General features: G+C 52.5%; 17 protein-coding genes. 1 reads left to right on the forward strand and 16 read right to left on the reverse strand.

Annotated features, from left to right (window positions below; all coding sequences use genetic code 11):
* Nucleotides 1–151: 151 nt before the first annotated feature.
* The 3 genes from IJ22_RS14560 to nfsA all read right to left on the reverse strand — a co-directional run bounded on the left by IJ22_RS14560 (nucleotide 152) and on the right by nfsA (nucleotide 3422).
* Entirely contained in the window at nucleotides 152–1126 is a 975-nt protein-coding gene (locus IJ22_RS14560) for an aldo/keto reductase family protein (protein ID WP_062409334.1), read from the reverse strand.
* A gap of 42 nt (nucleotides 1127–1168) precedes the next feature.
* A complete protein-coding gene (locus IJ22_RS14565) occupies nucleotides 1169–2530 on the reverse strand; it encodes an LLM class flavin-dependent oxidoreductase (RefSeq protein ID WP_062409335.1) in 1362 nt (453 codons plus the stop codon).
* A 139-nt stretch (nucleotides 2531–2669) separates the two neighbouring features.
* Entirely contained in the window at nucleotides 2670–3422 is a 753-nt protein-coding gene (gene nfsA, locus IJ22_RS14570; protein ID WP_054818935.1) for an oxygen-insensitive NADPH nitroreductase, read from the reverse strand.
* Nucleotides 3423–3655: 233 nt separating this feature from the next.
* Between nfsA and IJ22_RS14575 the strand changes: the two genes are divergently transcribed.
* Nucleotides 3656–4804: an NAD(P)-binding domain-containing protein gene (locus tag IJ22_RS14575; RefSeq protein WP_062409336.1), complete on the forward strand. Its 1149-nt coding sequence runs from the start codon at nucleotides 3656–3658 to the stop codon at nucleotides 4802–4804.
* 23 nt (nucleotides 4805–4827) lie between these two features.
* Here the strand turns inward: IJ22_RS14575 and IJ22_RS14580 are convergent, their stop codons facing one another.
* From IJ22_RS14580 to IJ22_RS14640, 13 genes are all read right to left on the reverse strand, one after another.
* Nucleotides 4828–6198, reverse strand: coding sequence for an ABC transporter substrate-binding protein (locus tag IJ22_RS14580; RefSeq protein ID WP_062409337.1), 1371 nt, complete (start codon nucleotides 6196–6198; stop codon nucleotides 4828–4830).
* A 41-nt stretch (nucleotides 6199–6239) separates the two neighbouring features.
* Nucleotides 6240–7562 carry an LLM class flavin-dependent oxidoreductase gene (locus tag IJ22_RS14585; RefSeq protein WP_062409338.1) on the reverse strand — a complete coding sequence of 441 codons (1323 nt, stop codon included), beginning with the start codon at nucleotides 7560–7562 and terminating at the stop codon, nucleotides 6240–6242.
* A gap of 22 nt (nucleotides 7563–7584) precedes the next feature.
* Entirely contained in the window at nucleotides 7585–8964 is a 1380-nt protein-coding gene (locus tag IJ22_RS14590) for an ABC transporter substrate-binding protein (RefSeq protein WP_082660826.1), read from the reverse strand.
* 102 nt (nucleotides 8965–9066) lie between these two features.
* Nucleotides 9067–10383, reverse strand: coding sequence for an LLM class flavin-dependent oxidoreductase (locus IJ22_RS14595; RefSeq protein WP_062409340.1), 1317 nt, complete (start codon nucleotides 10381–10383; stop codon nucleotides 9067–9069).
* 24 nt (nucleotides 10384–10407) lie between these two features.
* Nucleotides 10408–11724 carry an LLM class flavin-dependent oxidoreductase gene (locus IJ22_RS14600; protein WP_062409341.1) on the reverse strand — a complete coding sequence of 439 codons (1317 nt, stop codon included), beginning with the start codon at nucleotides 11722–11724 and terminating at the stop codon, nucleotides 10408–10410.
* Between the two features lie 22 nt (nucleotides 11725–11746).
* The gene (locus tag IJ22_RS14605) at nucleotides 11747–12679 is read right to left on the reverse strand and encodes a carbohydrate ABC transporter permease (protein WP_306274332.1); all 933 of its coding nucleotides are present in this window, start codon (nucleotides 12677–12679) and stop codon (nucleotides 11747–11749) included.
* Between the two features lie 63 nt (nucleotides 12680–12742).
* Nucleotides 12743–13609, reverse strand: coding sequence for a carbohydrate ABC transporter permease (locus tag IJ22_RS14610; RefSeq protein WP_054818923.1), 867 nt, complete (start codon nucleotides 13607–13609; stop codon nucleotides 12743–12745).
* A complete protein-coding gene (locus IJ22_RS14615; RefSeq protein WP_062409342.1) occupies nucleotides 13606–15876 on the reverse strand; it encodes a DUF5696 domain-containing protein in 2271 nt (756 codons plus the stop codon). The genes IJ22_RS14610 and IJ22_RS14615 overlap by 4 nt, the downstream gene beginning before the upstream one ends.
* The gene (locus IJ22_RS14620) at nucleotides 15873–18026 is read right to left on the reverse strand and encodes a YIP1 family protein (RefSeq protein ID WP_235594138.1); all 2154 of its coding nucleotides are present in this window, start codon (nucleotides 18024–18026) and stop codon (nucleotides 15873–15875) included. Before IJ22_RS14620 ends, IJ22_RS14615 begins: the two co-directional genes overlap by 4 nt.
* A 14-nt stretch (nucleotides 18027–18040) precedes the next feature.
* On the reverse strand, nucleotides 18041–18844 hold the full coding sequence (locus IJ22_RS14625; RefSeq protein WP_082661008.1) for a carbohydrate ABC transporter permease: 804 nt from the start codon (nucleotides 18842–18844) through the stop codon (nucleotides 18041–18043).
* Nucleotides 18845–18892: 48 nt separating this feature from the next.
* Complete coding sequence (locus IJ22_RS14630) at nucleotides 18893–19789, reverse strand: carbohydrate ABC transporter permease (RefSeq protein WP_062409344.1); 897 nt, start codon at nucleotides 19787–19789, stop codon at nucleotides 18893–18895.
* A complete protein-coding gene (locus IJ22_RS14635) occupies nucleotides 19779–22754 on the reverse strand; it encodes an extracellular solute-binding protein (RefSeq protein ID WP_062409345.1) in 2976 nt (991 codons plus the stop codon). The genes IJ22_RS14630 and IJ22_RS14635 overlap by 11 nt, the downstream gene beginning before the upstream one ends.
* A gap of 37 nt (nucleotides 22755–22791) precedes the next feature.
* Nucleotides 22792–23901 carry an ABC transporter ATP-binding protein gene (locus tag IJ22_RS14640; RefSeq protein ID WP_062409346.1) on the reverse strand — a complete coding sequence of 370 codons (1110 nt, stop codon included), beginning with the start codon at nucleotides 23899–23901 and terminating at the stop codon, nucleotides 22792–22794.
* Between the last annotated feature and the right edge of the window lie 77 nt (nucleotides 23902–23978).

Consider the following 23978-nt stretch of genomic DNA (forward strand, 5'->3'; position numbering starts at 1 on the left):
ATATATCGTATTAATTAGAATTTTATGCGATATATCGTTAATTGGCAATCCTTTTTTCCAAATTCCGCATCTATAACTGCTTTTCCCCAAAACAAACTCCAGTAAATCAAGTGCATTTACTGGAGTTTGTCGCATTACAGCTGACAACAGATTAGAATGAGCCTCTCGATGCTGCAGGTTCAAGATCGATAACTTTGGCAATACGCTCAAGGACCGCATCGTCAAGCACGATGCCAGACGCCTTCACGTTCTCCTCTACCTGCTCCGGACGGCTGGCGCCGATCAGCGCGCTGGATACATTCGGCTGGCGCAATATCCAGGCGAGCGAAAGCTGGGCGACCGTAATATTCAGCTCGGAAGCGATGCCTTTCAACTGATCGACCTTAGCCAGCCTTTCTTCCGTAATTTTGTTTTTGAAATTTTCATGCTTGGCGGCCCGGGAGTCCTCCGGCACCTTTCCGTTCGACGAATATTTGCCGGTCAGCAGGCCTTGAGCCAGCGGCGAGAACACAACCTGACCGAAGCCTTTCTTCTGCCCGAGCGGGATAATCTCTCTCTCAATGTACCGCTCGAACAGATTATAGATCGGCTGGTTAACCACGATGCGGTCCAGCAAATACTTATCGGCAATCGCGAAAGCTTCCGTAATCTGCGCCGCCGTCCACTCGCTAACCCCGATGTACAGCACCTTGCCCTGCCGCACCAAATCGTCAAACGCCCGCAGCGTCTCTTCCAGCGGCGTATCACTGTCGAATCGGTGGCTGTAGAAGATATCCACATACTCCAGCCCCAGCCGCTTCAGGCTGGCATTCGCCGATTCGATCACATGCTTGCGGGATAAGCCTCGGTCATTCGGGCCATCCCCGATTTTGCCGTAAACCTTGGTAGCCAGAACATAAGATTCGCGCGGATAGGCGCGAAGCGTCTCACCCACCACCTTCTCCGCCTCTCCCTTGGCGTACACATTCGCCGTATCGAAGAAGTTTACACCGAGACTGTAAGCCTTTTGAATCGATTTGACCGCGTTTTCGCGCTCTACGTAGCCTCCGTAGGTTAACCAGCTTCCCAGACTGATCTCGCTTACTTTAAGACCGCTTGCTCCTAATTGACGATATTGTACAGACATACCTTTATTCCTCCTCTGATCGTTATAAGTTATCGTTTCGCTTTAACCGTTTTGAGCTTTCAAAGCTGTCCTTTCCAATGCACATATCGCCTTGTTCTTGTTTTCCGGCCGGGCAAGGCCGAGATTTTCACGAAGCGTCTTTCCCTCGTAGGCCGTACGGAACAGCCCCCGATTTTGCAGCTCCGGAATCACCTTGTCGACAAACGTTTCCAGCCCGCTGTAATAGATATGCGGCAAAATGTTGAAACCGTCCGCCCCATTCTCGCGAATCCACGTCTCGATAAAATCCGCCGTTTGCAGGACGGACCCGGTAAAGGACACATGCCCGTGTCCCGCCGCGCTTCTGGCGATGAACTGCCGGATGGTCATCCTGTCGCGGCGGGCGGCGTCAACGACCACCTCCTGGCGGCTCGTAATGCCGGTCGTAATCGACCCGTAAGGTTTTGCTTTGTCAACCGGAACGAGGCTGTCCAGCGAGTAATCCGACAGATCTACCGTAAAATAGTTCGATAGCTTGTGCAGCATCTGTTTCGTATTCAGCAGTGCGTTAAATTCATCTTCGATATCTTTGGCCTCCGCCTCGGTATCCGCGACAATGGGACTGAGCCCCGGCATGATCAGAAGCTGATCCGGCGTCCGGCCGTACTTCTTCAGGCGGGACTTCACGTCCGTATAAAACTCCTGAGCCGCACCCAGCGTCTGTTGCGCCGTGAATATGACTTCCGCTGTCTTCGCCGCAAGCTCCTTTCCGCTTTCGGACGAGCCCGCCTGCACCAGCACCGGATAGCCTTGCGGCGGCCTTGGAATATTGAGCGGCCCCGTCACGGCATAATATGTTCCTTTAAAATTGATCTCGTGCACCTTGCTCGTATCGACGGCCACTTCGTTTTCCCGATCATACACAAGAGCGTCCTCTTCCCAACTGTCCCAAAGCTGCTTCGTCACCTCCACGAATTCGTCTCCGATCTCATAGCGCCGCGACACCTCGGGATGCTCCGGTTTGCTGAAATTGCCCGCGTCCGCCTGCGAATGACCGGTCACAATATTCCATCCGGCCCTTCCTTTGCTGATATGATCAAGCGAAGCAAACTTCCTCGCCACATGGTAAGGTTCGTTGTAGGTCGTGCTGACCGTGGCGATCAGACCGACATGCTTTGTCAGCGCCGCCAGCGCGGACAGCAGCGTAAACGGCTCCAACCTTCTGCCAAGACCGGAGTAGTTGTCCGCCATAAACAGCGAATCGAACAAGCCGCGCTCCGCTATTCTTGCGATATTGGCGTAATACTCCAGATCCAGATCTTCCTTGGGCCTCGAAGCCGGATGCTTCCAGGCTGCGGCATGATGTCCGGACCCCCGCAGGAACACGTTGAAATGCGCTTTCTTGTCCAAGGATGAATCACTCATGTTCAACACCTCGTTAATGTAGGTTTAAGATCAGCGAAACGCGAAGATGGGTTAACCCGCATTCGCCGGCCTTTTCGTATTGCCGCTGTGTCTCATGCGAAACGCATCGATTCTATATCGTCATGGATGTGTGTGCCTTTTACTTCAACTCAAAGCCCCGGCCTAACAGGAAATCGTGCATATGACCGCGGAGACGTTCCCCGTTGAATCTTCTCAGCATTTCCTTCGACCACTTGGTTTCCTGCTCTCCGCCCCTGCCGCCGCCTTTGCGCGTGGCGTAATAATGCCGTGTAATTTCGTCATAAGCTTTAATTTCATCTTCCAGCCCTTCCTTGCTGTATACCTCCTGATGATAGACGGCCGCCAGCGGCAATCTTGGGCGGATATCCGGTTCTTGATCCGGTACGCCCAGACACATGCCGAACACCGGATATACCAGCTGCGGAAGCTCAAGCAAGTCCGTCACGTCCTGCGGGTTGTTGCGGATGCCGCCGATATAGACCATGCCGTAGCCGAGCGATTCCGCCGCGACGGTGGCATTCTGGGCCGCCAGGGTCGCATCGATCGTGCCGAGCAGGAAGAGCTCCACGTTCTGCTTGAGCTCCACGTCCTCGTGCAGGCGAATCGCCGTTCTGATTTTGTTTAGGTCGGCACACCATACGAGGAATACCGGACTCTCCACGATTTGCTGCTGATTGCCGGCCAATCCGGCGAACCGCCGTTTCCTCTCAGGGTCCTTGACGGCAATGACGCTGTAGGCTTGAATATTCGAGGAGGTCGATGCAGCTTGTGCAGCCAGTATGATTTCAGTCAGATGCTCCTCGGGTATCGCCGTTTCCTTGAATTTTCGAATAGAGCGATGCTTTTTTAACAATTCGATGGTTTGATTCATCAGGATCCCTCTCCATTTCTTGTCAAAAAAAACCGGAGACACATGAGGCTGGTGTCTCCGGTTGACCGGTAGATAATAATTTCCAATTATTCCAATTTATTTAATATGAAAAAATTTATCATGGAATAATTCAGCTGTCAATCATTAAAATATCAAATTAAAACTTGTCGTTAATAGTAAATATAGTATAATTTTGGGTATCATTTCGAACTTGATGAACAGGAGGCTTCCACATGATTGACTTGATCATTATCGGGGCCGGTCCCTACGGGATCTCCCTCGCTGCTCATGCGAAAGCGAGCGGCTTATCCTATGTGTTGCTTGGCCTGCCTATGCAGTTCTGGAAAGATCAAATGCCGCAAAACATGTTCATCCGCACGAATCCGCGTTATATCAGCTTCTCCGACAAAGAGAATTCGCTGACCATCGATCGCTTCTGCGCAGAGACGGGAACCCCGCTCGAATCGCCCTTCCCCCGTCCGGCTTTCGTGGAGTATGCCTTCTGGTTCGCGCGTCATGCCAACGTCGAATTTACTCCGGAGCTTGTGGTGCGGCTGGACTATGCCGCTTCCGCCATCACGGTCACAACGGAATCGGGAACCCGGTTCACCGGCGCGCATGCAATCGTCGCTACGGGTCTGCAGCACTTCAGCTACATCCCGGATGTACTGTCCGGATTGCCTCCTTCTCTCCGTACGCATACCTTCGGCCAAACCGAATTCAACCGCTTCAAAGGGCAGAAGGTCGCCGTCATCGGCAGCGGTCAGAGCGCCTGGGAGGCTGCGGCGCTGCTGCATCTCGCAGGCTGCGAAGCGGAACTGCTGTTCCGCAGGGATGCCGTTCGTTACGCCGAGGAAGATAACACGGCGTCCGGCCTGAGGCTGATTGAATCCGCCGAACAGTTCTACCGGCTTCCGCTGGAGCAAAAGCAAGAGCGGTGGAACACTCCGCGCCAGGGAACCGTCGCCTTATTTCTAAAGCCCTACGTGGAAGGCAAAGTTCCGGCTACCGGAGGAGCTTCTATCGAACAAGCCGAGGCCGGCCCGGACGGCAAGGTTCGACTGACGCTTTCCAGCGGCGATACGCGTATTGTCGATCATGTCATATGCGCAACCGGCTATCGCATCGACCTCGACCTGCTCCCTTTCCTGCCATCCGGTTTGCTTGCAGCGATTCGGAGAGAAGACGGCCCGTTCCGACGGTTCCCGCTTCTTAGCCAGCATTTCGAAAGCAGCGTACCCGGACTGTTCTTTGTCGGATCTCTGGCGAGCCATACCCATGGACCCGCATTCGGCTTCATAGCCGGTCTTCGCCAAGCGTGCCGCACCATCATTCCTTATTTGGCGCATACTAGAGAGCAAAGCACAAGGAAAGGGTTCTAAAGTCTTTCCTTTACTTACCGTGCTTACGGCGTGCCAAGGGTCGTTTTCAGCGTCTCCACGTCCTTGTTGATCGCATCGGTCGCCTTGCGGATCGCGGAGTTTACGTCCAGCCCGTTAACGGCCAGATCCTCGGCGGCCTCCGTAAGCCTTGGCGTAATTTCCAGCTCATACGGATGGATATAATGCTCCTGCAACGGTTCGCCGATAAATACGTTCTGCACCGATTTGCCCTGCAGAACCGGAATGTCCAGTCCATACTCCTTTTCCAGCTCTGGATTAATGATTGCCGGCACACGGCCGTTTCTGGACAATATACGCTGTCCCTCGTCGGACAGGATTTCGGCGATAATCTGGAACGCCTCGTCCTTATGCTTGCTTTGGCTGTTAACCGACAGCGAATGGATTTGCGCTTCTCTCGTCTTGCCCAGTTGGTCCTCAAAGTTCGGGGCAGGAGCGATGTCCCAATTGAATTCAACGCCCTGCTGGCGCAGCTCCTCCAATGGACCGACCATATTGGCAAGCCAGGTAACCCGCATGGCAATCACCTGGTCCTTCATGAACTGGTCGCGCCCCCAGTTCCACGTACCGTCCGGCGTCACATAACCCGGAATTTCAAAAATACGCTTGTTAAGCTCGAATATACGCCGCCATTCCGGCGTATCCAGCGCAGCCTTGCCCGTCTTGCGGTCCACATAAGGAAGGCCGAGCCCCTTCGCCAACCCTGTCAAATTGTCTACCGACAATCCGATATAATGAATTCCGTTTTCGGTTCGGGTCAGCTTCGCCGCAATGTCCAGCACTTGATCCCATGTCAACTGTTTGTCGGTCGGATACTCGACGCCGAATTTATCAAATATGTCTTTGTTGTAATACAAAACGTGCTGATTGGCATTGAACGGAATCGCATAAATCTCGCCGCCCGTATCCTTTGTGATATCCTTAATATAATCCCATAGAATCGGCTTGATGCGGCTCACGTCAAAGTTATGGCGTTTGATCAGTTCCCGCAAGTCCTCATAGGCGCCCGTGCGGATAATTCTCTGATGCGACGATGAAGAAGAATAGATAATGTCCGGCACATGCGTGGATAACACTTCCTCGTTCGTGGTGGAGGCGGCCGGTTTAATGCGCTCAATCGTTACATTCGGGTATTTCTTCTTGATGGGATCGGCGATCAGCGTCTGAAATTCGACATCCGGAAACGTTCCGCTTGTACTAAAAAACGTTAACGTAACCGGCTCGTCTCCCAGCTTTTTGAACTCCGCCTCCGCTTTGGCAGGAGAATCCGTCCCGGCCGAATTTGACGATTGGCCTTCGTTTTTTCCGCTGCTTGTGCATGCCGTCAATATAGCCAGCAGCAATAGCACCGTCATGCCCAGTGTGAGCTTCTTCATGATTACATTCTCTCCTTAAATCAAAATGCTTGGTTTGGAGCTTACCGTGCCGCCTTAAACGAAAAACGTGTATTGGCCGGTCTGGAGAGCCCAAGGTTTTCTCTGAGCGTCCTGCCTTCGTATGACGTTCGGAACAATCCGCGATTTTGCAATTCGGGGATGACCTTGTCCACGAAAATGTCCAACCCGGCCGGATAAATTTGCGGCATCACATTGAAGCCGTCCGCTGCGCCGTTTAAAAACCAAGTCTCGATGACATCGGCCAGTTGAAGCGGAGTCCCGGTAAAGGTAAAATGTCCTCTCGCGCCGGCCAATCGGTTAATAAGCTGTTTCAACGTCAGATTCTCGTTGCGGATCAGGTCGAGAATGAGCTGATGGCGGCTCTTGTTGCCGTTAACCTCCCCGGTTTCGCGCACGCCTTCAAGCGAAAGCGGCTCGTCCAACGGTTGATTGGACAGGTCGAGACCAAGCCGCTCCGATAGCCGTCTTACAGCTTCATCCTTGTTGACGTAATCGAACAGCCGGTTTTCAATTTCTTTCGCCTCTTCCGCCGTTTCCGCCAGAATCGGGCTGATGCCCGGCAATATTTTAAGCTGCTCGGGGGTTCTGCCGTATTTCGGCAGCCTCGATTTCACGTCCTTGTAGAACTCCTGCGCGCTCTCAATGCTTTGGTGGGCGGTAAATATAACCTCCGCAACCTTGGCTGCGAATTCCTTGCCGCTCTCAGACGAGCCCGCCTGCACCAGCACAGGGTAGCCCTGCGGCGGGCGAGCGATGTTAAGCGGACCTTTGACCCGATAATATTTCCCGCTGTGATCGATCGTATGGACTTTGTCCTGCACGATGCGTACACCGGAGGCTTTGTCGTTGATAACCGCATCGTCCTCCCAACTGTCCCACAGCTTCTTCACGACCTCCACGAACTCATCGGCCTCCTCGTAGCGGAGTGAATGCTCGGGATGCTCCTCTCTGCCGAAGTTGTGTGCGGCCGATGCGGATCCCGTCACAATGTTCCAGCCCGCCCGTCCTTTGCTGATATGATCCAGCGAAGCGAATTTGCGGGCAACATGGAACGGCTCGTTATAGGTCGTTCCCACAGTGGCGATCAAGCCGATATGCTTCGTCCGGCTGGCCAGCGCAGCCAGTTCCGTGAACGGTTCCAGCTTGTTGGAGCGGCCTGTGTACCCGTCCGCAAGAAAGACGGAATCCATTAAGCCCCGCTCGGCCGTATGCACAATTTGCAGCACATGGTTAAAGTCCAGATTCAGCTCCGGTCGGGCTTCGGGAAGCCGCCATGAAGCCTCATGGTGGCCGGTCCCGTACAAGAAGGCGTTCAAATGCAGTTGACGGTGCTTTTGGCTCATACGGTTTCACTCCCTTGAATCATTAATATTGTCCAATTGTTGTTTTTAACGTTTCGACATCCTTGTTGATGGCTTCCGTCGCTTTGCGAATCGCCGAGTTCACATCGAGGCCCTTGACGGCCAGATCTTCCGCCGCCTCGAGGAGCCTTTTGCTGATTTCCGATTCGTAAGGGTGAATATAATGCTCCTGAAGCGGCTCGCCGACAAAGACGTTTTGCACCGTTTTTCCTTGCAGCACAGGAATATCCGCTCCGTAATCTTTTTCTAGCTCAGGATTGATAATGGCAGGCACGCGCCCGTTCTTCGCAATGATGCGCTGCCCTTCATCCGACAAGATTTCGGCGATGACCTGGAAGGCTTCATCCTTGTGCTGACTTTGGCTGTTAATCGCTATGGCGTGAATTTGCGCTTCTCTTGTCTTGCCCAACTGATCGCTGAAATTGGGAGCCGGCGCAATGTCCCAGTTAAATTCAACGCCCTGCTGGCGCAGCTCTTCCAGCGGTCCGACCATATTGGCAAGCCAGGATACGCGTATCGCGATATTCTGATCCTTCATAAAATGGTCGCGCGTCCAGTTCCACGTGCCTTCCGGCGTGATATACCCCGGAATTTCAAATATTCTCTTCTGCAGTTCGAATACGCGCAGCCAATCCGGCGTATCGAGCGCAGCTTGACCCGTCTGGCGATCGAGATACGGCAGCCTTAACGATTTGGCCAAGCCGGTCAGGTTATCGACGACAAGACCGATGTAATGCACGCCGTTTTCCGTTCGCGTCAGCTTCGTCCCCAGCTCGACGGCTTCATCCCATGTCAGCTGCTTCTCCGTCGGATAAGGCACTCCAAACTTGTCGAAGATGTCCTTGTTATAGTACATCACGTGCTGATTGATATTGAAAGGAAGCGCCAGAACCGCATCTCCCTTCCCTTTCGTTATTTCTTTGATATAGTTGTAGCCGATCGGCTTTAGCCGGCTCTCATCGAAGTTATGCTTCTTGATCAGCTCGCGCAGATCCTGATAAGCCCCCGTACGGATAACCCGCTGCTGTACGCTGCCGAATATGATATCCGGCACATGGGTGGACAGTACCTCCTCCGGCGTAGTCGTTGCCGCCGGCGTAATGCGCTCGATCGTGACATTCGGATATTTGGCCCGAATCGGCCCTGCAATCATGACTTCAAATTCCACGTCCGTGAAGGTGGCTCCCGTACTATAGAATTTCAATGTTAGGGGTTTCTCCCCAAGCTTCTTAAAATCCCCCGAGGAAGCGCCGTCTGCCTGGGCAGAGCCGTCTCCTCCGCTGCCTGAATCTGCGGGGGCCTTGTTTCCGCCATTGCATGCGGCAACGATGGCTAAGATCAATAATACGATAAAAATGGTTCCTGTTCTCTTCATTCTCTTCATTCTCTTCCTCTCATTCCTGTCAATTTGGAATCCTGTACCTCTTCAGGCGTAGGCGTAGTGGCGGCTGCCTGCTTTTTCATCCTGCAGCCCTTTGTTCCGCCGTTAAATATTTTGAAGATGGCGCGTATTCGCCCGGCGTTTCAGCCCGAGGCTTTCACGCAGCGTCGTGCCCTCGTACTCGGTGCGGAACAGACCGCGGTTCTGCAGCTCGGGAATCACTTTGTCGACGAACGTTTCCAGTCCCGTAGGAAACAATTGCGGCAGGACGTTAAAGCCATCCGCAGCATGATTTCTGAACCACTTTTCAATCAGGTCCGCCGTTTGGAGCACCGAGCCCGTAAAGGTAATATGACCGTGCCCGCCGTTGCTGCGATACAGCAGCTGGCGTATCGTGAAGTTTTCGCGCCGGGCTGCGTCGATGATGACCTCCTGGCGGCTTCGGATGCCGTTGAACTCTTCTGCCGGCTTTGCTTTATCGAGCGGCACCGGCGCATCCAGATCGTAATCGTTCAGGTCTACCGTAAAACGCTCCGACAAGCTCCTGAGCGCTTCCTTCGTATCGACCAGGGCATGCAGCTCCGCTTCGATATCGCGCGCCTCCGCTTCCGTATCCGCCACGATCGGCGCAAGCCCCGGCAATATAACGAGCTCATCGGCCGTTCTGCCGTACTTGGCCAGCCGGGATTTCACATCGCTGTAAAACTCCCGCCCCGCATCAAACGTCTGCTGGGCCGTGAAGATGACCTCCGCCGTCTTGGCCGCCAGCTCCTTGCCCTGCTCCGAGGAGCCAGCCTGCACAAGCACCGGATAGCCCTGCGGCGGACGAGGAATGTTAAGCGGCCCCTTCACGGAATAGGTATGCCCCTTGAAATGAATCTCGTGCACTTTATTCGGATCGACCAGCCTGCCTCCTTCTTTATCGAACAGAAGGGCGTCGTCCTCCCAGCTATCCCACAGCTGCTTCACCACCTCCACAAACTCCTCGCCGGTTTCATACCGCTCCGCATGCTCGGGATGCTTCTCCCTGCTGAAGTTATGAGCCGCCGATCCGGCGCCCGTGACAATATTCCATCCGGCTCTGCCTCCGCTTATATAGTCCAAAGAGGCAAATTGTCTCGCAACATGAAACGGATCATTATAGACCGTTCCCACCGTTGCGATTAAACCGATATGTTCTGTAACGGCAGCGAGCGCGGACAGCTGCGTGAACGGCTCCAGCTTGCTTCCTCCGCCCGCATAGCCGTCAGCGAGAAAGACGGAATCCAGCAGGCCCCTCTCGGCGATTCTCGCCAGCTTCGCCAAGTAATCGATGTCCAGCTCGAGATCCGGGCGGGAATCGCGATGCCGCCAGGCCCCCGCATGATGACCCGTTGCCCGTAAAAAGACGTTCAAATGAACTTTACGATTCGTTTCGCTCATTGTAAAAACACCTCGTTTTCCGTTTTATTTATGGACATGCCTTGTATTTTCGGGACGCGCCAGTCCCAAATGGTCTCTTAGCGTCGTTCCTTCATAAGCTGTACGAAACAATCCACGATTTTGCAATTCGGGAATGACCTTATCGACGAACCGCTCCAGTCCGCCGGGATAAAGCTGCGGCATCACATTGAAGCCGTCCGCCGCCCCGTTCCGGAACCAGCGCTCTATCAAATCCGCCAACTGGAGCGGCGTTCCCGTGAAGGTGAAATGTCCTCTTGCCCCTGCCAGTCGATGAATCAACTGCCTGAGCGTCGGTCTCTCCCGCTCAACCAAATCCAGAATCAACTGGTGACGGCTTTTCATTCCGTTGACCTGCCCGGTTGTTAGGGCGCCTTCAAGCGAAACCGGCTGATCAAGCGGGTGACCGGTCAGGTCGATACCCAGTCGGGACGATAATTGATCGATGGTCCGATCCAAGTCAATCAGATCGAACAGCTCCTGCTCAATATCCCGGGCTTCTGCTTCCGTATCGGCCAGAATCGGACTCAACCCCGGCAAAATTTTCAACTGCCCGGGCACACGGCCATATTTCGCAAGCCTTCCTTTGACATCCTGGTAAAAGGCTTGCGCCTCCTCATAAGTCTGCTGCGCGGTGAAGATCGCCTCCGCCACCTTGGCGGCGAATTCCTTGCCCGTCTCGGAGGAGCCGGCCTGCACAAGCACCGGATAGCCTTGCGGCGGGCGCGCAATGTTTAACGGCCCCTTCACGGTATACCTTTGGCCGACATAATCGATCGTATGGACCTTGCTCTCGTCGATCCGTACGCCGCCGTGCTTATCGTTGCGGACTGCATCGTCCTCCCAACTGTCCCACAGACGCTTGACGATCTCGACGAATTCCTCAGCCGATGCATAGCGTTCATGGTGCTCGGGATGGCGCTCCCTGCTGAACTGCTCCGACGCCGGACCGGCGCCGGTTACGATGTTCCAGCCCGCTCTGCCCTTGCTGATGTGATCGAGGGAAGCAAACTTTCTGGCAACGTGGAACGGCTCGTTATAGGTTGTTTCCACTGTTGCGATCAGGCCGATATGCTTCGTCCCCGCCGCCAGCGCCGACAGCATTGTGAATGGCTCCAGCGTTCCGGCGTTAGCCCAATACCCGTCAGCCAGGAAGACGGAATCCAGCAAGCCGCGTTCGGCAATTCGGGCTAGCTTCAAATAATGCTTAATGTCCAGGCCCTTCTCCGGATGTGCATCTGGATGCCGCCAGGACGCCTGATGATGTCCCGAAGCCGCAAGAAAAGCATTGAGGTTGAGCTTTCGTTCCGATTGACTCTTCATCCTTTTCCTCCCGTTTCCATTCTCACTCCACCAACCCCGTACGTTCCACGCCTTCGATGAACCAGCGCTGTGCAAACAGATAGACGACCAGCAGCGGCATAATAATCAGGAAAGAAGCGGCCATCTTGATCGCCTCGGCATAAACGGTAATTTCTCCCGCTCCCTCCGCGACGGCCATTTCCCCGGCCATACGCGCCAACGTAATCGACAGAGGCACATTCTCGGCGGTGAACATAAAGAGCGACGGGAAATAAAAATCGTTCCAGTTCCATACAAACGAGAACAACATGACGACGACCGTCGCCGACCTGGAAATTGGAAACATCACGCGGAAAAACATGCGGAAGGGTCCTGCCCCGTCGATTCGCGCAGCCTCGTCAAGCTCCTTGGGCAGCGTGGAATAAAAGGCTCGATAAATAATGACGAACATCGCCCCCTTCAGTCCGTGCCCGAATAAAGCCGGAACGACCATAGGCAAAAAGGTGTTGAGCCAGCCAAACTCCTTGAAGAGCATGATCGACGGCAAAATCGTAACTTGCGGCGGCATGATAAAGGTAAACAGCAGCAGCGCTTCCCACAGCTTTTTCAACGGAAAATCGAGTCTTGCGAAGGCATAACCCGCTACGGCGCAGGAAAATACCTGCAGTACGGCCACCGAAGACGCAAGCGACAGGCTGATAAGGAAGCTGCTACCGTAACTGAGCATTTCGCTCGCTTCCTTCAGATGGCCCAAAAATATCGATCGTGGAACCCAGATAACCGAAGGGTCGAGAATGTTTTTCGCATCCTTGACCATCGTCGTCATCATATACAGAATCGGCTTGATGTAAATAAAAGCGACATTGATCAGAATAATGTATACCGTCGCTTTGAAGAGCAGCCCCTTGTCGATCTCCGTGCCTAAAGTCCGATAGCGAAGCGCCTGAAGCCCGGTGCGCAGCTTATCCTCCGACAACCATTTTGCCGCCGTTCCGCTCTCTCTTCTGACTATTTTCACGTAACCTTCACCTCCTCGCGTTTATCGTTTGCCCGAAATCGATTTGTCCACTCGGCTGTAAAGCCATAAAGTAAGCAGAACAAACGTCAAAATAATGGAAAAATAAATCCATGCCAACGCGCTTGAGCTGCCGTAGTTGCTTGTGTTTACCCGGCTGACGATTGGATTGGACGGGAAGGTGAACAAGTCGACGACCGTATACATCAGATTCAGGAAAATATACGGCACGAGTCCCGGCAGCGTGATTTTCCAGAAGGTATTCCACGGACTCGAGCCGTCGATCCGGGAAGCTTCGTAGACGGCGGGCGGCAAGGTCTGTCTTCCTGCCAGAAAAATCAGAATCTGGACGCCGGAATACCAGAGCACCAGCACGAAGGAGTTCATTACCTTCTGAATCGGCCCCACCCATGCGGACGGCATATATTGCTGCAAATAATAATCGATGCGCAGCGTTTCCATGATGCTGAGCGAGCCTTCGCCTTGGGCGATAAACTCCTGAACAATCTGCCCCGAGGAGAAAATAACGGGCAGAAAAAATATCACCCGGAACAGCGTTCGCCCCGGAAACCGCATATTCAGCAAAATCGCGACAAGCAAGGAAAATACCAGAATAATCGGGATCATCATCGCCGATTCCCTCAGGAAAGGCAGCAGCTCTTCATACAGTAGGCTTCCGTTGGCGATAAGAATCTCCCTGTAATGCTGAAAGCCGATAAAGGTATAATTGACGCTGTTGACTGTAATTTTGACCTGATGAAAGCTCATATAGAGCGAATAGCCGAGCGGAAAGGCGACAAAGGTTAAGAATCCGAACACCCAAGGCGCGATAAACAGGGAACCTTCGATCTTGCGAAGCGTATTCGTCTCCAATCCGCGATTCCATTTCATGGCGTATTTTCTCCTTTCATGACTACGAAGTCTCTTGCCGGAACGGTGACGCCGTCCTTGCGGAATTCCGTATGGTTGTAATTGACGATAATCCGGTAATTTCCGCCGTATTCCGTTTCCTTAACACCCGGCGCAAGCGTGCGGTGTCCCGTAATAAACTTATCCTGGACCTCCGCCAACGCTTCGTTGCTTCTTTGGTATTCCTGGGCGATCTGTTGGATCCAGTCCTTGTAATTCAGACTGTAGTGCCATAACGAATACGATCTCTTCAAATTATCGGCGCGGTCTCCGCTCAAGACATACGCCGGATAAGCGCCGTATTCGACGCTGCGCAGAAATTCGTTTTCCCACTCGTCCCGCACATTCGACCATTCCAGCGAATACGTGCGAAGTCCATGCAGAACGATCTGGGCGAACGGAATGGCCTCGCTTATGAACACGTCATACGAATAGTCGCTGGTCAGGCGATGCACATGACGGATCTGGTCCAGCGCATAAAAATTCACGTTGTTGGCAATGACGGAGCCAAGCTCCTCCTTCGATCGCGTTAAGATTCGGCGTTGGATATCCACGACATCGGCACGGCTGGACAGGTAGCGGGTGTTGAAATCGGTATTCACCTGCTGGCCGATGCCATCCTCGAAATAAATGCCGTCCGCACCCAGCTTCTTGAATTCGTCCAAATCCGAATAAACGACCTTCTCGTAAAATCCGGGGCTTACAAAAATACTTTCATCCTGATCCGGATGTTTCTGATTTTCCAGCACCGTACCCGCCAAATTGCGCAGCCCGTCCCTTCTCCACCAGAAACCGTCATCCCCGTTCGTATTGATCGTATAGTTCGCCGTTAAGTAGACGGGAATATCCAGCGAATGCGCGAAAGAGATAAACTGCTTCATGCCGTTGTTGCCGCCAATCCGCTTGTCAACCGGGAAATACCCTCCATGCGTGCTGTAACCGTCCTGCTGCCAGCCCGCATAGTTAATGTTCAGATGCCGGATGCCAAGATCGTAAATGTGCCGGACGAGTTCAGCCGCTTCCTCCGTCGTGGTCGCCTTCAAATAGGAGTCGAAAAATAAGCCTTGCTCAATATCCGCACCTACGATATCCAGATACAACGGAATGTCCTGCCTGGCCGGCGTCACAGGGTTCACGCCCTGCTCCTCAATCAAATACTGCCGATACACCTCCGCCATGCCGACATAATCGCTTTTGTCGGGAGCAAGCGGGTAATATCTCGTAGCCCGGCTGTCCGTCAGAAATTTGTCACCGCTGTAAGTATAGAAGCCTTCGCCCGTACTTCTGCTGACGCTCTGGAAGAATCGCTTTCGATACTTCCATTCGGTCGTTACCCAGTTGGAAAGGCCGACTGCGCCCGAAGGCGCCGCATAAATATTGGCAAATTCCTCTCCTTGCGCAATAATGGCGACGAAGGCCTGATCACCCGATTTCAACCCGTATACCGGCATCGCGATGCGCTGCCTGCCCGTATTCTCGTTGTAATACGACAAATCGTGACCATATACGCTTTCGTTATAGGTGAGCTGCGGCATAATGCGATCCTGTTGGAAATGAATGAGCGAACCGGAGCCGTCCGGCAGCAGAATATACCCCTCCTGGCCGTTCGACGGCTGCGCTCCGAACAGCGGGTACAACTTCACATTCAACAAGCTCAGTTCACCTTCTACGAGGCCGGAATCTATCAGCTTCGTCTCGACATAGTTCTGATGGAGCGTCACTTCGACCGGAATTTTAAACTGCACCTTGGGAAAGGCAAACGTCACGGTAAACCCGTTTCCGGTCGTTTGAAACTGCTCCAGGTAACCCTGGTTTTCGATTAATCCCGCTGTAACCGACGACGATTTGTAATTTTTGGCGTTTACATATTCGATCATAATCGGGGAAGACAAATGATTTTTCCAGATTCCCGGAATGGTTTCATTTCGCCAATGCTCGGGATCCGGATAAGAGCGCCACAGCTTGCCGGTCGACTTATCGACGATCTGGAAGTGAGCCGTCGTTGCATCCGCAAGCAGCCTGAAGGCGTCGTTCTCCGCGATCACCTTAAAGTTCCGCTCGTCGGGCAAGCCCGCCCGATAAGGACTTGCCCTTTGCTTCTCGAATAAAGCCGAGACATCAACGAATGCCGTTTCCTCCTTGCTCCATGGATTCCAAAGCTGTAAGGCGAGCCATCCTATGAAAGCCAGCAACGCTGCAGCGAATGTGATTTTAATTATAGGAACATAAGCGATTCTGCGGCCTGTCAACGGATGAACACCTCCTGATATAACGAATAGATGAAGTTAACCAGCTCGATGCTGAGGCTGATAAAAATAAAGATCAGAATAATGATGATCACAAGAGTCAGGAGCGATAGTAAAATGATGAACAGCGCTTCGATAAAGGTGTAATTGTGTATGCCCTGAACCATCCAAATCGTCAGCAGCGCAATCCAAACGAAGATCGTCAGCTTCAGGAAATTGAAAATCGCTAGCTCGTTTAAAGTCAATGTGTTTGACAGCAGCGTCACTGGTATTCCGATGAGAATAATTGGAAATAGAGCGTAAGAACTGCTGAAAAATACGTCCCGGAACCGCCCTTCGCCTCTGAGCAGCGAGCTGATCAAATAATTGGATATGACCCAGCCCAGCCATATGCCTACAAATTGCACCGTTAAAGGCAGCAAATCGACACCGACATGGATGGCGGGATTAAACATGAAGCTGGTGCCGGACTGCATATACCCAAAGGCTGCAACGGCCAGGGCAAGAAGGATCAGACTGCTGGCGAAACCGGCCTTTCCCTCGTATCGGATGGCATAAAATCCGTCAATCGGATGCTTCATCAAATAAAAAACATGCTTGAGGCGTTCAACCAGGGAGCTCTTCAGACGAAAGCGGAAGCCCCAGCCCTTCTTGGGACGCAGCCTGCGGGACACTCTGGCCCAAATAAGATAAAGGATGCCGAACCCGATCGCTATGTTCATCAGCAGCCCGAACCGTTTTTGAAACCATATCAATCGGTTTTGCCAGAATGATTCAGAATAGCCTCCGACTACGCCCGCCTGGTAGAACAGTTCCTCCGCACGTTTGTAGTCTTCTTTCTTGTAAGCCGCCTTGGCCAGACCGATCAGGGCCGGCGAGTACTGCGCATTCAAACGGCGCACCTCGTTCCATAGCGGTTCGCTCTCCTCGTATCGCCCTTCCTGGGTCAATGCATTCGCCTTATGCACCAGCTCGCCGAACTCGGACGGCCTTAGCGCCTGAATCAGATTGTTTGTGCTGTCCAGCACCAGCAGCTCGCCCTTCGAATTGCCCGCAATGGCCGCCGGCGTCTTGACGACCCCTGTCTTGGAGGTGGCCGTAATGACGTCGCCCCCCCAGAAAAACAATAAATTGCCATTCGTATCGTATTGGCTAATGATGTTCCATACCGTATCGACAACGGTTATATTGCCGGCCGCATCGACCGTGATATCGCTTAATTGCGGACTTACGTCTCTCTGCCAGTAATGAATATATTCTCCATAGGAGCGGTCCGTCTGCAGCTCCGCAAAATCGCTTTTCCCTTCCAACTGGTCGAGACCTACGATATTCAGCTTCTTGATCTGGCCGGTCTGGATTTCCTTCGTTACGGTATAAATAAAGCCGTTGTCGTCAATCGTAGCGTTCGCAATGGCCCCCGGAAGCTTCTTCAGCTCCCGCTGGTACATTTCCCTCGTATATACGAACCGCTTAAACGCGTCAAACAATGAAAACGCCACTTGATTGGGACCAAAAAAGCTTACAAAATTGCCTTCCGGATCAAGCTGCACCAGTCCCTGATACGCTCCGAGCGTCGTAACATAAAGAAAGCCTCGCTTATCGACGACCAGATTAATCGGATCGTACTTGAAGGACTCCGGAATATAAGCCGATTCCGGCCGGCCGAACGACTTCAGCAGCTTGCCGTCCGCATCGAGACGGACGATCCGGTTATTGCCCGTATCCGCGACATAAATAACGCCGTTCTTATCGACAAAAACCCCGCTCGGTCTTTTAAGCGGACTTTCGCTTACCGTAATCTCGCGAATATAGGCTCCTTCATCATCGAGATGCACGATTCGGTTATTGCCTGTGTCGGCGATATAAATGTGATCCTGCTTATCCACAAATATATCCTTGGGCTGATTCAGCTGCAGCTTGGCGGGCCTTCCGGAATCGGCATTTTCGTCCTGTACGGGAATGTCTTCGTTGTAACCGATAATTCTTCCGGGAATATACGCCGCTTGCGTCTTCACTAGTTGGCCGAAGCCGTCCTTATAGAAGGTTTCATAAGGCAACTGCGAGGCTAATGCCTGCAAGCCCGGCAGCGTGAAGCCTATCGCGAACGAGATGACAAGCATGAACGGAAGAATCCGCAGCGTCCTGTTCTTCAAACGGTTCCCCCCATTTATTTAATACCCGAATGGGCCATCGTTGAAATGACCTTGCTTTGAAGAATGACAAAAAAGATTAAGTTCGGCACGAGCATAATCAGCGCAGCAACCGCTGCAGCGCCCTGTCTCGCCACGTTGTTGGCCAGATTATTGGTCAGCGTGGACAGGAAGAACGGGAAGTTCTTCATCTCGTCATCCTGCATGAACAGCATCGACGTCTCCACATTTCCCCAAGAATTCTGAAACGACAGAATCGCTACGGTAGCGACAGCCGGCATACACATCGGAATGACGATGCGCACAAATACGATCAGCTCGTTTGCCCCATCGATTCTGGAAGCCTCCAGCAGCGTATCCGGAATTTGGTCCATGAATTGTTTAAGCAGAAACACGCCCACCGGCAAGGCAAGCACCGGTAATAGATGGCCGAGATACGTATTCATAATCCCCAGATAGCTGACGACCAGATAGCGGGGAATTTGAATCACTTCCGGCGTAAACATCAGCATCAGGATAATGGTCGAGAATATCATATTTTTCCCCGGAAAAGGATGCTTCGACAGCGGATAAGCGCATAGCGCGCTTACCACCGTTATGCCGATGACGCTCAGAAACGATATAAACAGACTGTTGAACAGATACCGCGATACCGGAACAATGGAATTCGACGTTACCCAGAACAGCTCCACGAAGTTCTGAAAATTCGGCTCCTTAACCAAAAAGTTGGGCGGGTACACGAACAATTCATGATATGGCTTGAAGGCATGATTGAATACATAAACAATAGGCAGGATCATGATGACAGATAACGCCAGCATAAAAACGTTAAAGCTGATTCTTGCAGCGAGGTTCGACTTTTTCAAATGTCATTCCTCCTTGGTGCCGAACAATCCCCAGCTAAGCTTGTTCGCAAAGTACATTAATATAAGCAGAAATACGGAAACCGTCGCTGCATACCCCATTTCAAACCGGATAAAGCCGTAATCGTTAATATGGTTGACGATCAAATGTCCGGCATATTCCGGCGTCGGATTTTGCCCGGACAGTTCGACGCCGATGGCGCCCGTCTTAAAGGTCGTCACAATCGCCATGACGGCGCCGAACAGCATTTGCGGCTTCATAGAAGGAATGGTAATATACCACAGCTCCTGCAAATTATTTTTGATGCCGTCGATTCTTCCCGCCTCATACAGCGTGGTATCCACATTGAGAATGCCTGCGAGCATCGCCAGGAATCCTACGCCCATACTGGACCATAACGTCACCACGATCATCGAATTCATCAGCAGTTCCGGATGGGTCACCCAAAGCTTAGGCACGTCGATCAGGCCCAGCCTTAGCAGGAAGCTGTTCAAATATCCAATGCGGTCTCCGGACAGCAATGGCAGCCATATGATGGTCATTGCAATCCCGATCGTCAGCGACGGCGTATACATAGCAAGCGCAACCCACTTTTGGTACCTTCCGCGTAGACGCGAAATAAGCCAGGCAAGGAGGAACGCCGCCGCATAGCCGCCCGGTCCGACAATGACCGCGAACTTAAACGTATTCGGCAGCGCATATTTCAGAAACAGCAGGTCCTGTGCAATCAGATATTGATAGTTGCTCCATCCAATAAATCGCGGTGGCTCGATCCCGTTATAATAGGTGAAGCTCAGGCCAATCGCCGCAACGATCGGAATGACAATAAAAAGAGCAAAGCAAATCAAGAAAGGTGCAATAAAAAGATACGATGTCCGATATGCCCACACTCTATTCCACATAACGGTCAATCCCTTCCCAAGGCCGATCGACGATTGGAATGTCCAATTCCTTTACCCGGTTGCCCTGCTCGTCTATAAAGCCGAATTCCTGCTGTTTTCTTAGAAGCTCCCGGTTAACATCTCTAACGGTCTGCTCCAGGGACGACATGTAGTTGGCTTTCCTAACCACAGTTCGAACCCAGGCGTTATGGATTTCGCGTTCGAGGAAATAACCGCCCGGCACGTTAGGGATGTCCTTATACCACATCCACTGCTTGAGAATGACCTCGGCATCCTCCTTTTTCCACGGCAAGTTGCGGAGTGCTTCCACATTGGACGTATTCCAGCGGAAGGCTACGCCGTTAACCGCCTCCAGATCGGAGCCGTATTGCTCCTGCACCTCGGCGGAAAGCCACCACTTCAGAAAGGCCCAGGCCTCTTCCTTTTTGTTGGATTGGTCAAATATAACGCCCGTTCTTTGTCCGCCGCCCGCCCACCGGCTGATCGTACCGTCGGACTGCCTCGTGCCGGGTATCAATGCAATCCCCCACCGGCCGTTCAGCTCCGGAGCTGCCGCCAACAACTGAACGTACATATTGTAATCCGATATGCCGATCGGCATCGTTCCGCTGCGGAAATGCTGATAGAAGCTGGGCACCTCGCGCTCCACCGCATACGTATTGAACAAGTCGGTCCACTGTTTGTAGGCCTTGTACGCTTCCGGCCGATCCAGTCCCAGCTTTACACCGCCTGGTTCATAAAATTCCACGCCGTTCTGATAGAAATAGTAAGTGAATTCATTGGGATTGACATAAAAATTCATGAAATTTTGCTGCAAAGTCGGCAGCAATTCGTAGACGTCCTCCCAGGTGTCCGGTATGCCGACCTTCAACCGCTCCAATATATCCTTCCGGTAAAAAAGCACCTGGAACGATTGGGTTTCCGGCACGCCGTAATAGCCGCCGTCATAATAAAGCGGAAGCCAGGAGCCGGGACTGAATTTCGCATGCAGTTCCTCAAAGCCTTCAAGCTTCGACAGATCCTGCAGCGTGCCTCTGATCGCATAATTGACCGGCAAATCCTGCGTCAGGCCAAGCGCGATATCCGGCTGGACACCTGCGGCGTTCGACATGAGCAAAAGCTCGGGATTCGGCAGCAAATTCACCTTTACCTCGATGCCCGTATCCGGCGTAAACGACTCGTCGGCCAATTGCTGCAATTGATCGACGTAGTCCCGTCCCCTCTGAACCCATATGTTCAGCTTGGTATCATCCAGATTTCTCAGACTGTCTCTCGGATCGAACGAGTAAACGAAGTTGGCCGCACTGCCCCATATGCGTTCGAAGAAGCCCGCTTCCATGGAGGGAGCATCGGCTTTTTCCGGAATGATATACACTTCGTCAAGCTGCAGCGATTGCTTGGACAAGGTATCAATGAACGTGGCGAATTTCTCCCGCATCGATGATATTTCATCGATGTTATAAGGAATTTCTTCCGGCTTCTCCAGCAGTGACCGTAAATCCTTCGCCGACGTTTCCAGCCCCTGGCTGATGGAGTCTTTGTTTCCGTTGGCCTCGACCACCCGCCTGGACAGCGACTCCATGACCGCTGCCGCAAGCTCGATCCGGTCCGTCAGACCGGGAAAGTCCTGGTCCATTGACCAGGTCCGGTTGCGGTCCAGCGTCCCTTTGCGGTCCAGCGATCCTGTGTTTTTCGTGCCCGTTATCGTACGCAAATCCCAATCGATGGAATCGAGATGGGCGATCGTCTTTTCGATGTCCACAATGATGGATTTGACCGGAGCCTGCGTCACGGCCATCGACAGCGTATGCGCCCCTTTTTCAAGCTTCACCAAATATGGATTCCGGTCGTCATCCTGCAAGATGACGCCTCTCCAAGACGCGGAATACGGAAATCCGTAAGCCAAAAACTCCCGGAACGGCACCTGCCCGTCAATCCGGATCGTCCGGAAGGACGTTTTCTGCGCGATCGTGTTTTGCAGTGCGCGGAAGCCGATTTTGTACAGGCCGGTCTCCGGCACCTCGAACGACCAGGTAATTTCCTGATTTTGCTCCAGCCACCTTAGACCGCCAACGGTATTGTAGATGATCCGACCGGTATATCGCGGTACGGTTCTGGCATTTTTATCCGAAAAAAGCTTAATGGCCGTATCATTCTTGTAAGCGAAATCCTCCGCTTGCAGCGTCAACGCCTCTCCATCTATGGGGGGCACATCCGCATGTTTGGCCGCAACCTCCCCGTAAGCAGGTACCGGTTGGCTCGGCGCAAGCTCGATGCGTTCAATCGCGACAGGAGTATAACCCGTAAGGCGAATCGTGTGCGTTCCCGCCGTAAAGTGCCATTGTAAAGGCTGCGTGTATGCTCCTCCCGAATCGATCAGCGGCCTTATGCTCCAGTCCGATACATCGATCGACCGGGGGCGAATCTCGTCGCCGTCCGAGTTTTTCAGGATAGGACGGACATCCTCCCAAGTGCGGTACAGGACGGTTGAGGACGCTTCGCGAAAAGCTCTTTCGCCGTCAATCGTCACATCCCATTGGACCGGCCCCTTGTGCCCCCCCTCCTTGAGCGGATAATACGATACATGGATTTCATACAGCGCATTCTCTGCAACGTCAACTTGATATTCAACCCATCCGGTATTTTCCGTTTTCCATATCAGCACATTCGGTTTGCCGGCATATTCTCCGGCATAGATCGCTTGCCCGTCCGAAACGGCGGATGGCTTCGCCCCTTCTGCGTAAACGCTGGTTGTCGCGTCCCTGACCCCCTGCTCCCGCCACTTCGCCAGCGCCGAGCTGAAATACGGATCGGTCTCATATTCGAATGTGGAAACCAAGTCATCGTAACGGACCGTCTCATCGCCGGTCTGAAATGCGGTTTCAACCGCTCCGAAGAACAATAGCAGCAATCCTGCGGTCATCATCGTACTGCCAAGCAGAAACCTGTTGCGTTTCTTTCTCAAAACAAGAATTCACCTCGCCCCCTATACAGAAATCCGCTCATTCCGCAAATCTTTCCCCTGTGTCATTATGGAAAAAATGTGCCTTGGAAAGATGAAGTTCAACCTTCACTTTCTCATTCTCCGCAAACTGAATGTCCGGATCGACGCGAGCGATCAGCGGTTTTTCCTGCCCGATATCCAGATACAGAAACCGGTCTGCGCCCATCAATTCGTTCTCCTTGTAAATTCCGGTTATCACCGTCTCCGAGTACAAGCCTTCCAGCCTGACATGCTCCGGTCTGATCCCCAATATAACTGATTTGTTTACTTGGTTATTTTTGCGCAAAATTTCCTCTTCCATGTCCTGAATCTTCAGTTGAAAGCGATTCGTCTGAAACTCCAGCTTCCCTTGCGGATTTTCTACAATTTTGCCGTGGATGAAATTAATCTGTGGGGATCCGATAAAGCCCGCCACAAACGTATTAGCCGGTTTGGAATAAATCAGCTCCGGCGTATCGCACTGCTGAATAACGCCGCCCTTCATGACAACGATCCGATCCGCCATCGTCATCGCTTCCACCTGATCGTGCGTCACAAATATAAACGTTGTTCCCAATTTTTTATGAAGCTTCGTGATTTCCATCCTCATCGTTGCGCGCAGCTTCGCATCCAGGTTGGACAGCGGCTCATCCATCAGAAACAGCTTGGGTTTGCGGACAATCGCCCTCCCAAGCGCCACCCGCTGCCGTTGTCCTCCCGACAGTTCCTTGGGCTTGCGGTACAGGTAAGACTCGATTTCCAATATCCGGCTGGCGTTTTTTACCGCCAAATCAATTTCATGCTTGGGCAGCTTGCGCATTCTGAGGCCAAACGCAATATTCTCGTATACGGTAAGGTTCGGATACAGAGCGTAGTTTTGAAACACCATAGAAATATCCCGATCCTTGGGCGGAAGCTTGTTGACCAATTGATCGCCAATATAAATTTCGCCTTCGGAAATATCCTCAAGTCCGGCTATCATTCTTAACGTCGTCGATTTGCCGCAGCCGGACGGCCCGACGAACACGATAAATTCCTTGTCCTTGATCTCTAACTGGAAATCTTTTACAACCGCATGTTTGTCTTTGCCATACCTCTTGTACAAATGATGAATACGAACGCTTGCCATGGTGCCCTCCCATCAGATCTTTGCATAATAAAACGAGGAAATCACGGCTTGCTCTGATAACCTCTATTTGATTCGGC

It is taken from the genome of Paenibacillus naphthalenovorans (assembly GCF_001465255.1).
GTDB classification, from domain to species: Bacteria; Bacillota; Bacilli; order Paenibacillales; family NBRC-103111; genus Paenibacillus_G; species Paenibacillus_G naphthalenovorans.

Coding starts and splice junctions, on each gene's coding strand:
- IJ22_RS14565 (WP_062409335.1), bottom strand. CDS start 2,530: ATGAGTGATTCATCCTTGGACAAGAAAGCGCATTTCAACGTGTTCCTG.
- IJ22_RS14610 (WP_054818923.1), bottom strand. CDS start 13,609: ATGAAATGGAATCGCGGATTGGAGACGAATACGCTTCGCAAGATCGAA.
- IJ22_RS14640 (WP_062409346.1), bottom strand. CDS start 23,901: ATGGCAAGCGTTCGTATTCATCATTTGTACAAGAGGTATGGCAAAGAC.
- IJ22_RS14560 (WP_062409334.1), bottom strand. CDS start 1,126: ATGTCTGTACAATATCGTCAATTAGGAGCAAGCGGTCTTAAAGTAAGC.
- IJ22_RS14595 (WP_062409340.1), bottom strand. CDS start 10,383: ATGAGCGAAACGAATCGTAAAGTTCATTTGAACGTCTTTTTACGGGCA.
- IJ22_RS14630 (WP_062409344.1), bottom strand. CDS start 19,789: ATGTGGAATAGAGTGTGGGCATATCGGACATCGTATCTTTTTATTGCA.
- IJ22_RS14600 (WP_062409341.1), bottom strand. CDS start 11,724: ATGAAGAGTCAATCGGAACGAAAGCTCAACCTCAATGCTTTTCTTGCG.
- IJ22_RS14590 (WP_082660826.1), bottom strand. CDS start 8,964: ATGAAGAGAATGAAGAGAACAGGAACCATTTTTATCGTATTATTGATC.
- IJ22_RS14575 (WP_062409336.1), top strand. CDS start 3,656: ATGATTGACTTGATCATTATCGGGGCCGGTCCCTACGGGATCTCCCTC.
- nfsA (WP_054818935.1), bottom strand. CDS start 3,422: ATGAATCAAACCATCGAATTGTTAAAAAAGCATCGCTCTATTCGAAAA.
- IJ22_RS14580 (WP_062409337.1), bottom strand. CDS start 6,198: ATGAAGAAGCTCACACTGGGCATGACGGTGCTATTGCTGCTGGCTATA.
- IJ22_RS14585 (WP_062409338.1), bottom strand. CDS start 7,562: ATGAGCCAAAAGCACCGTCAACTGCATTTGAACGCCTTCTTGTACGGG.
- IJ22_RS14625 (WP_082661008.1), bottom strand. CDS start 18,844: ATGCTGGCGTTATCTGTCATCATGATCCTGCCTATTGTTTATGTATTC.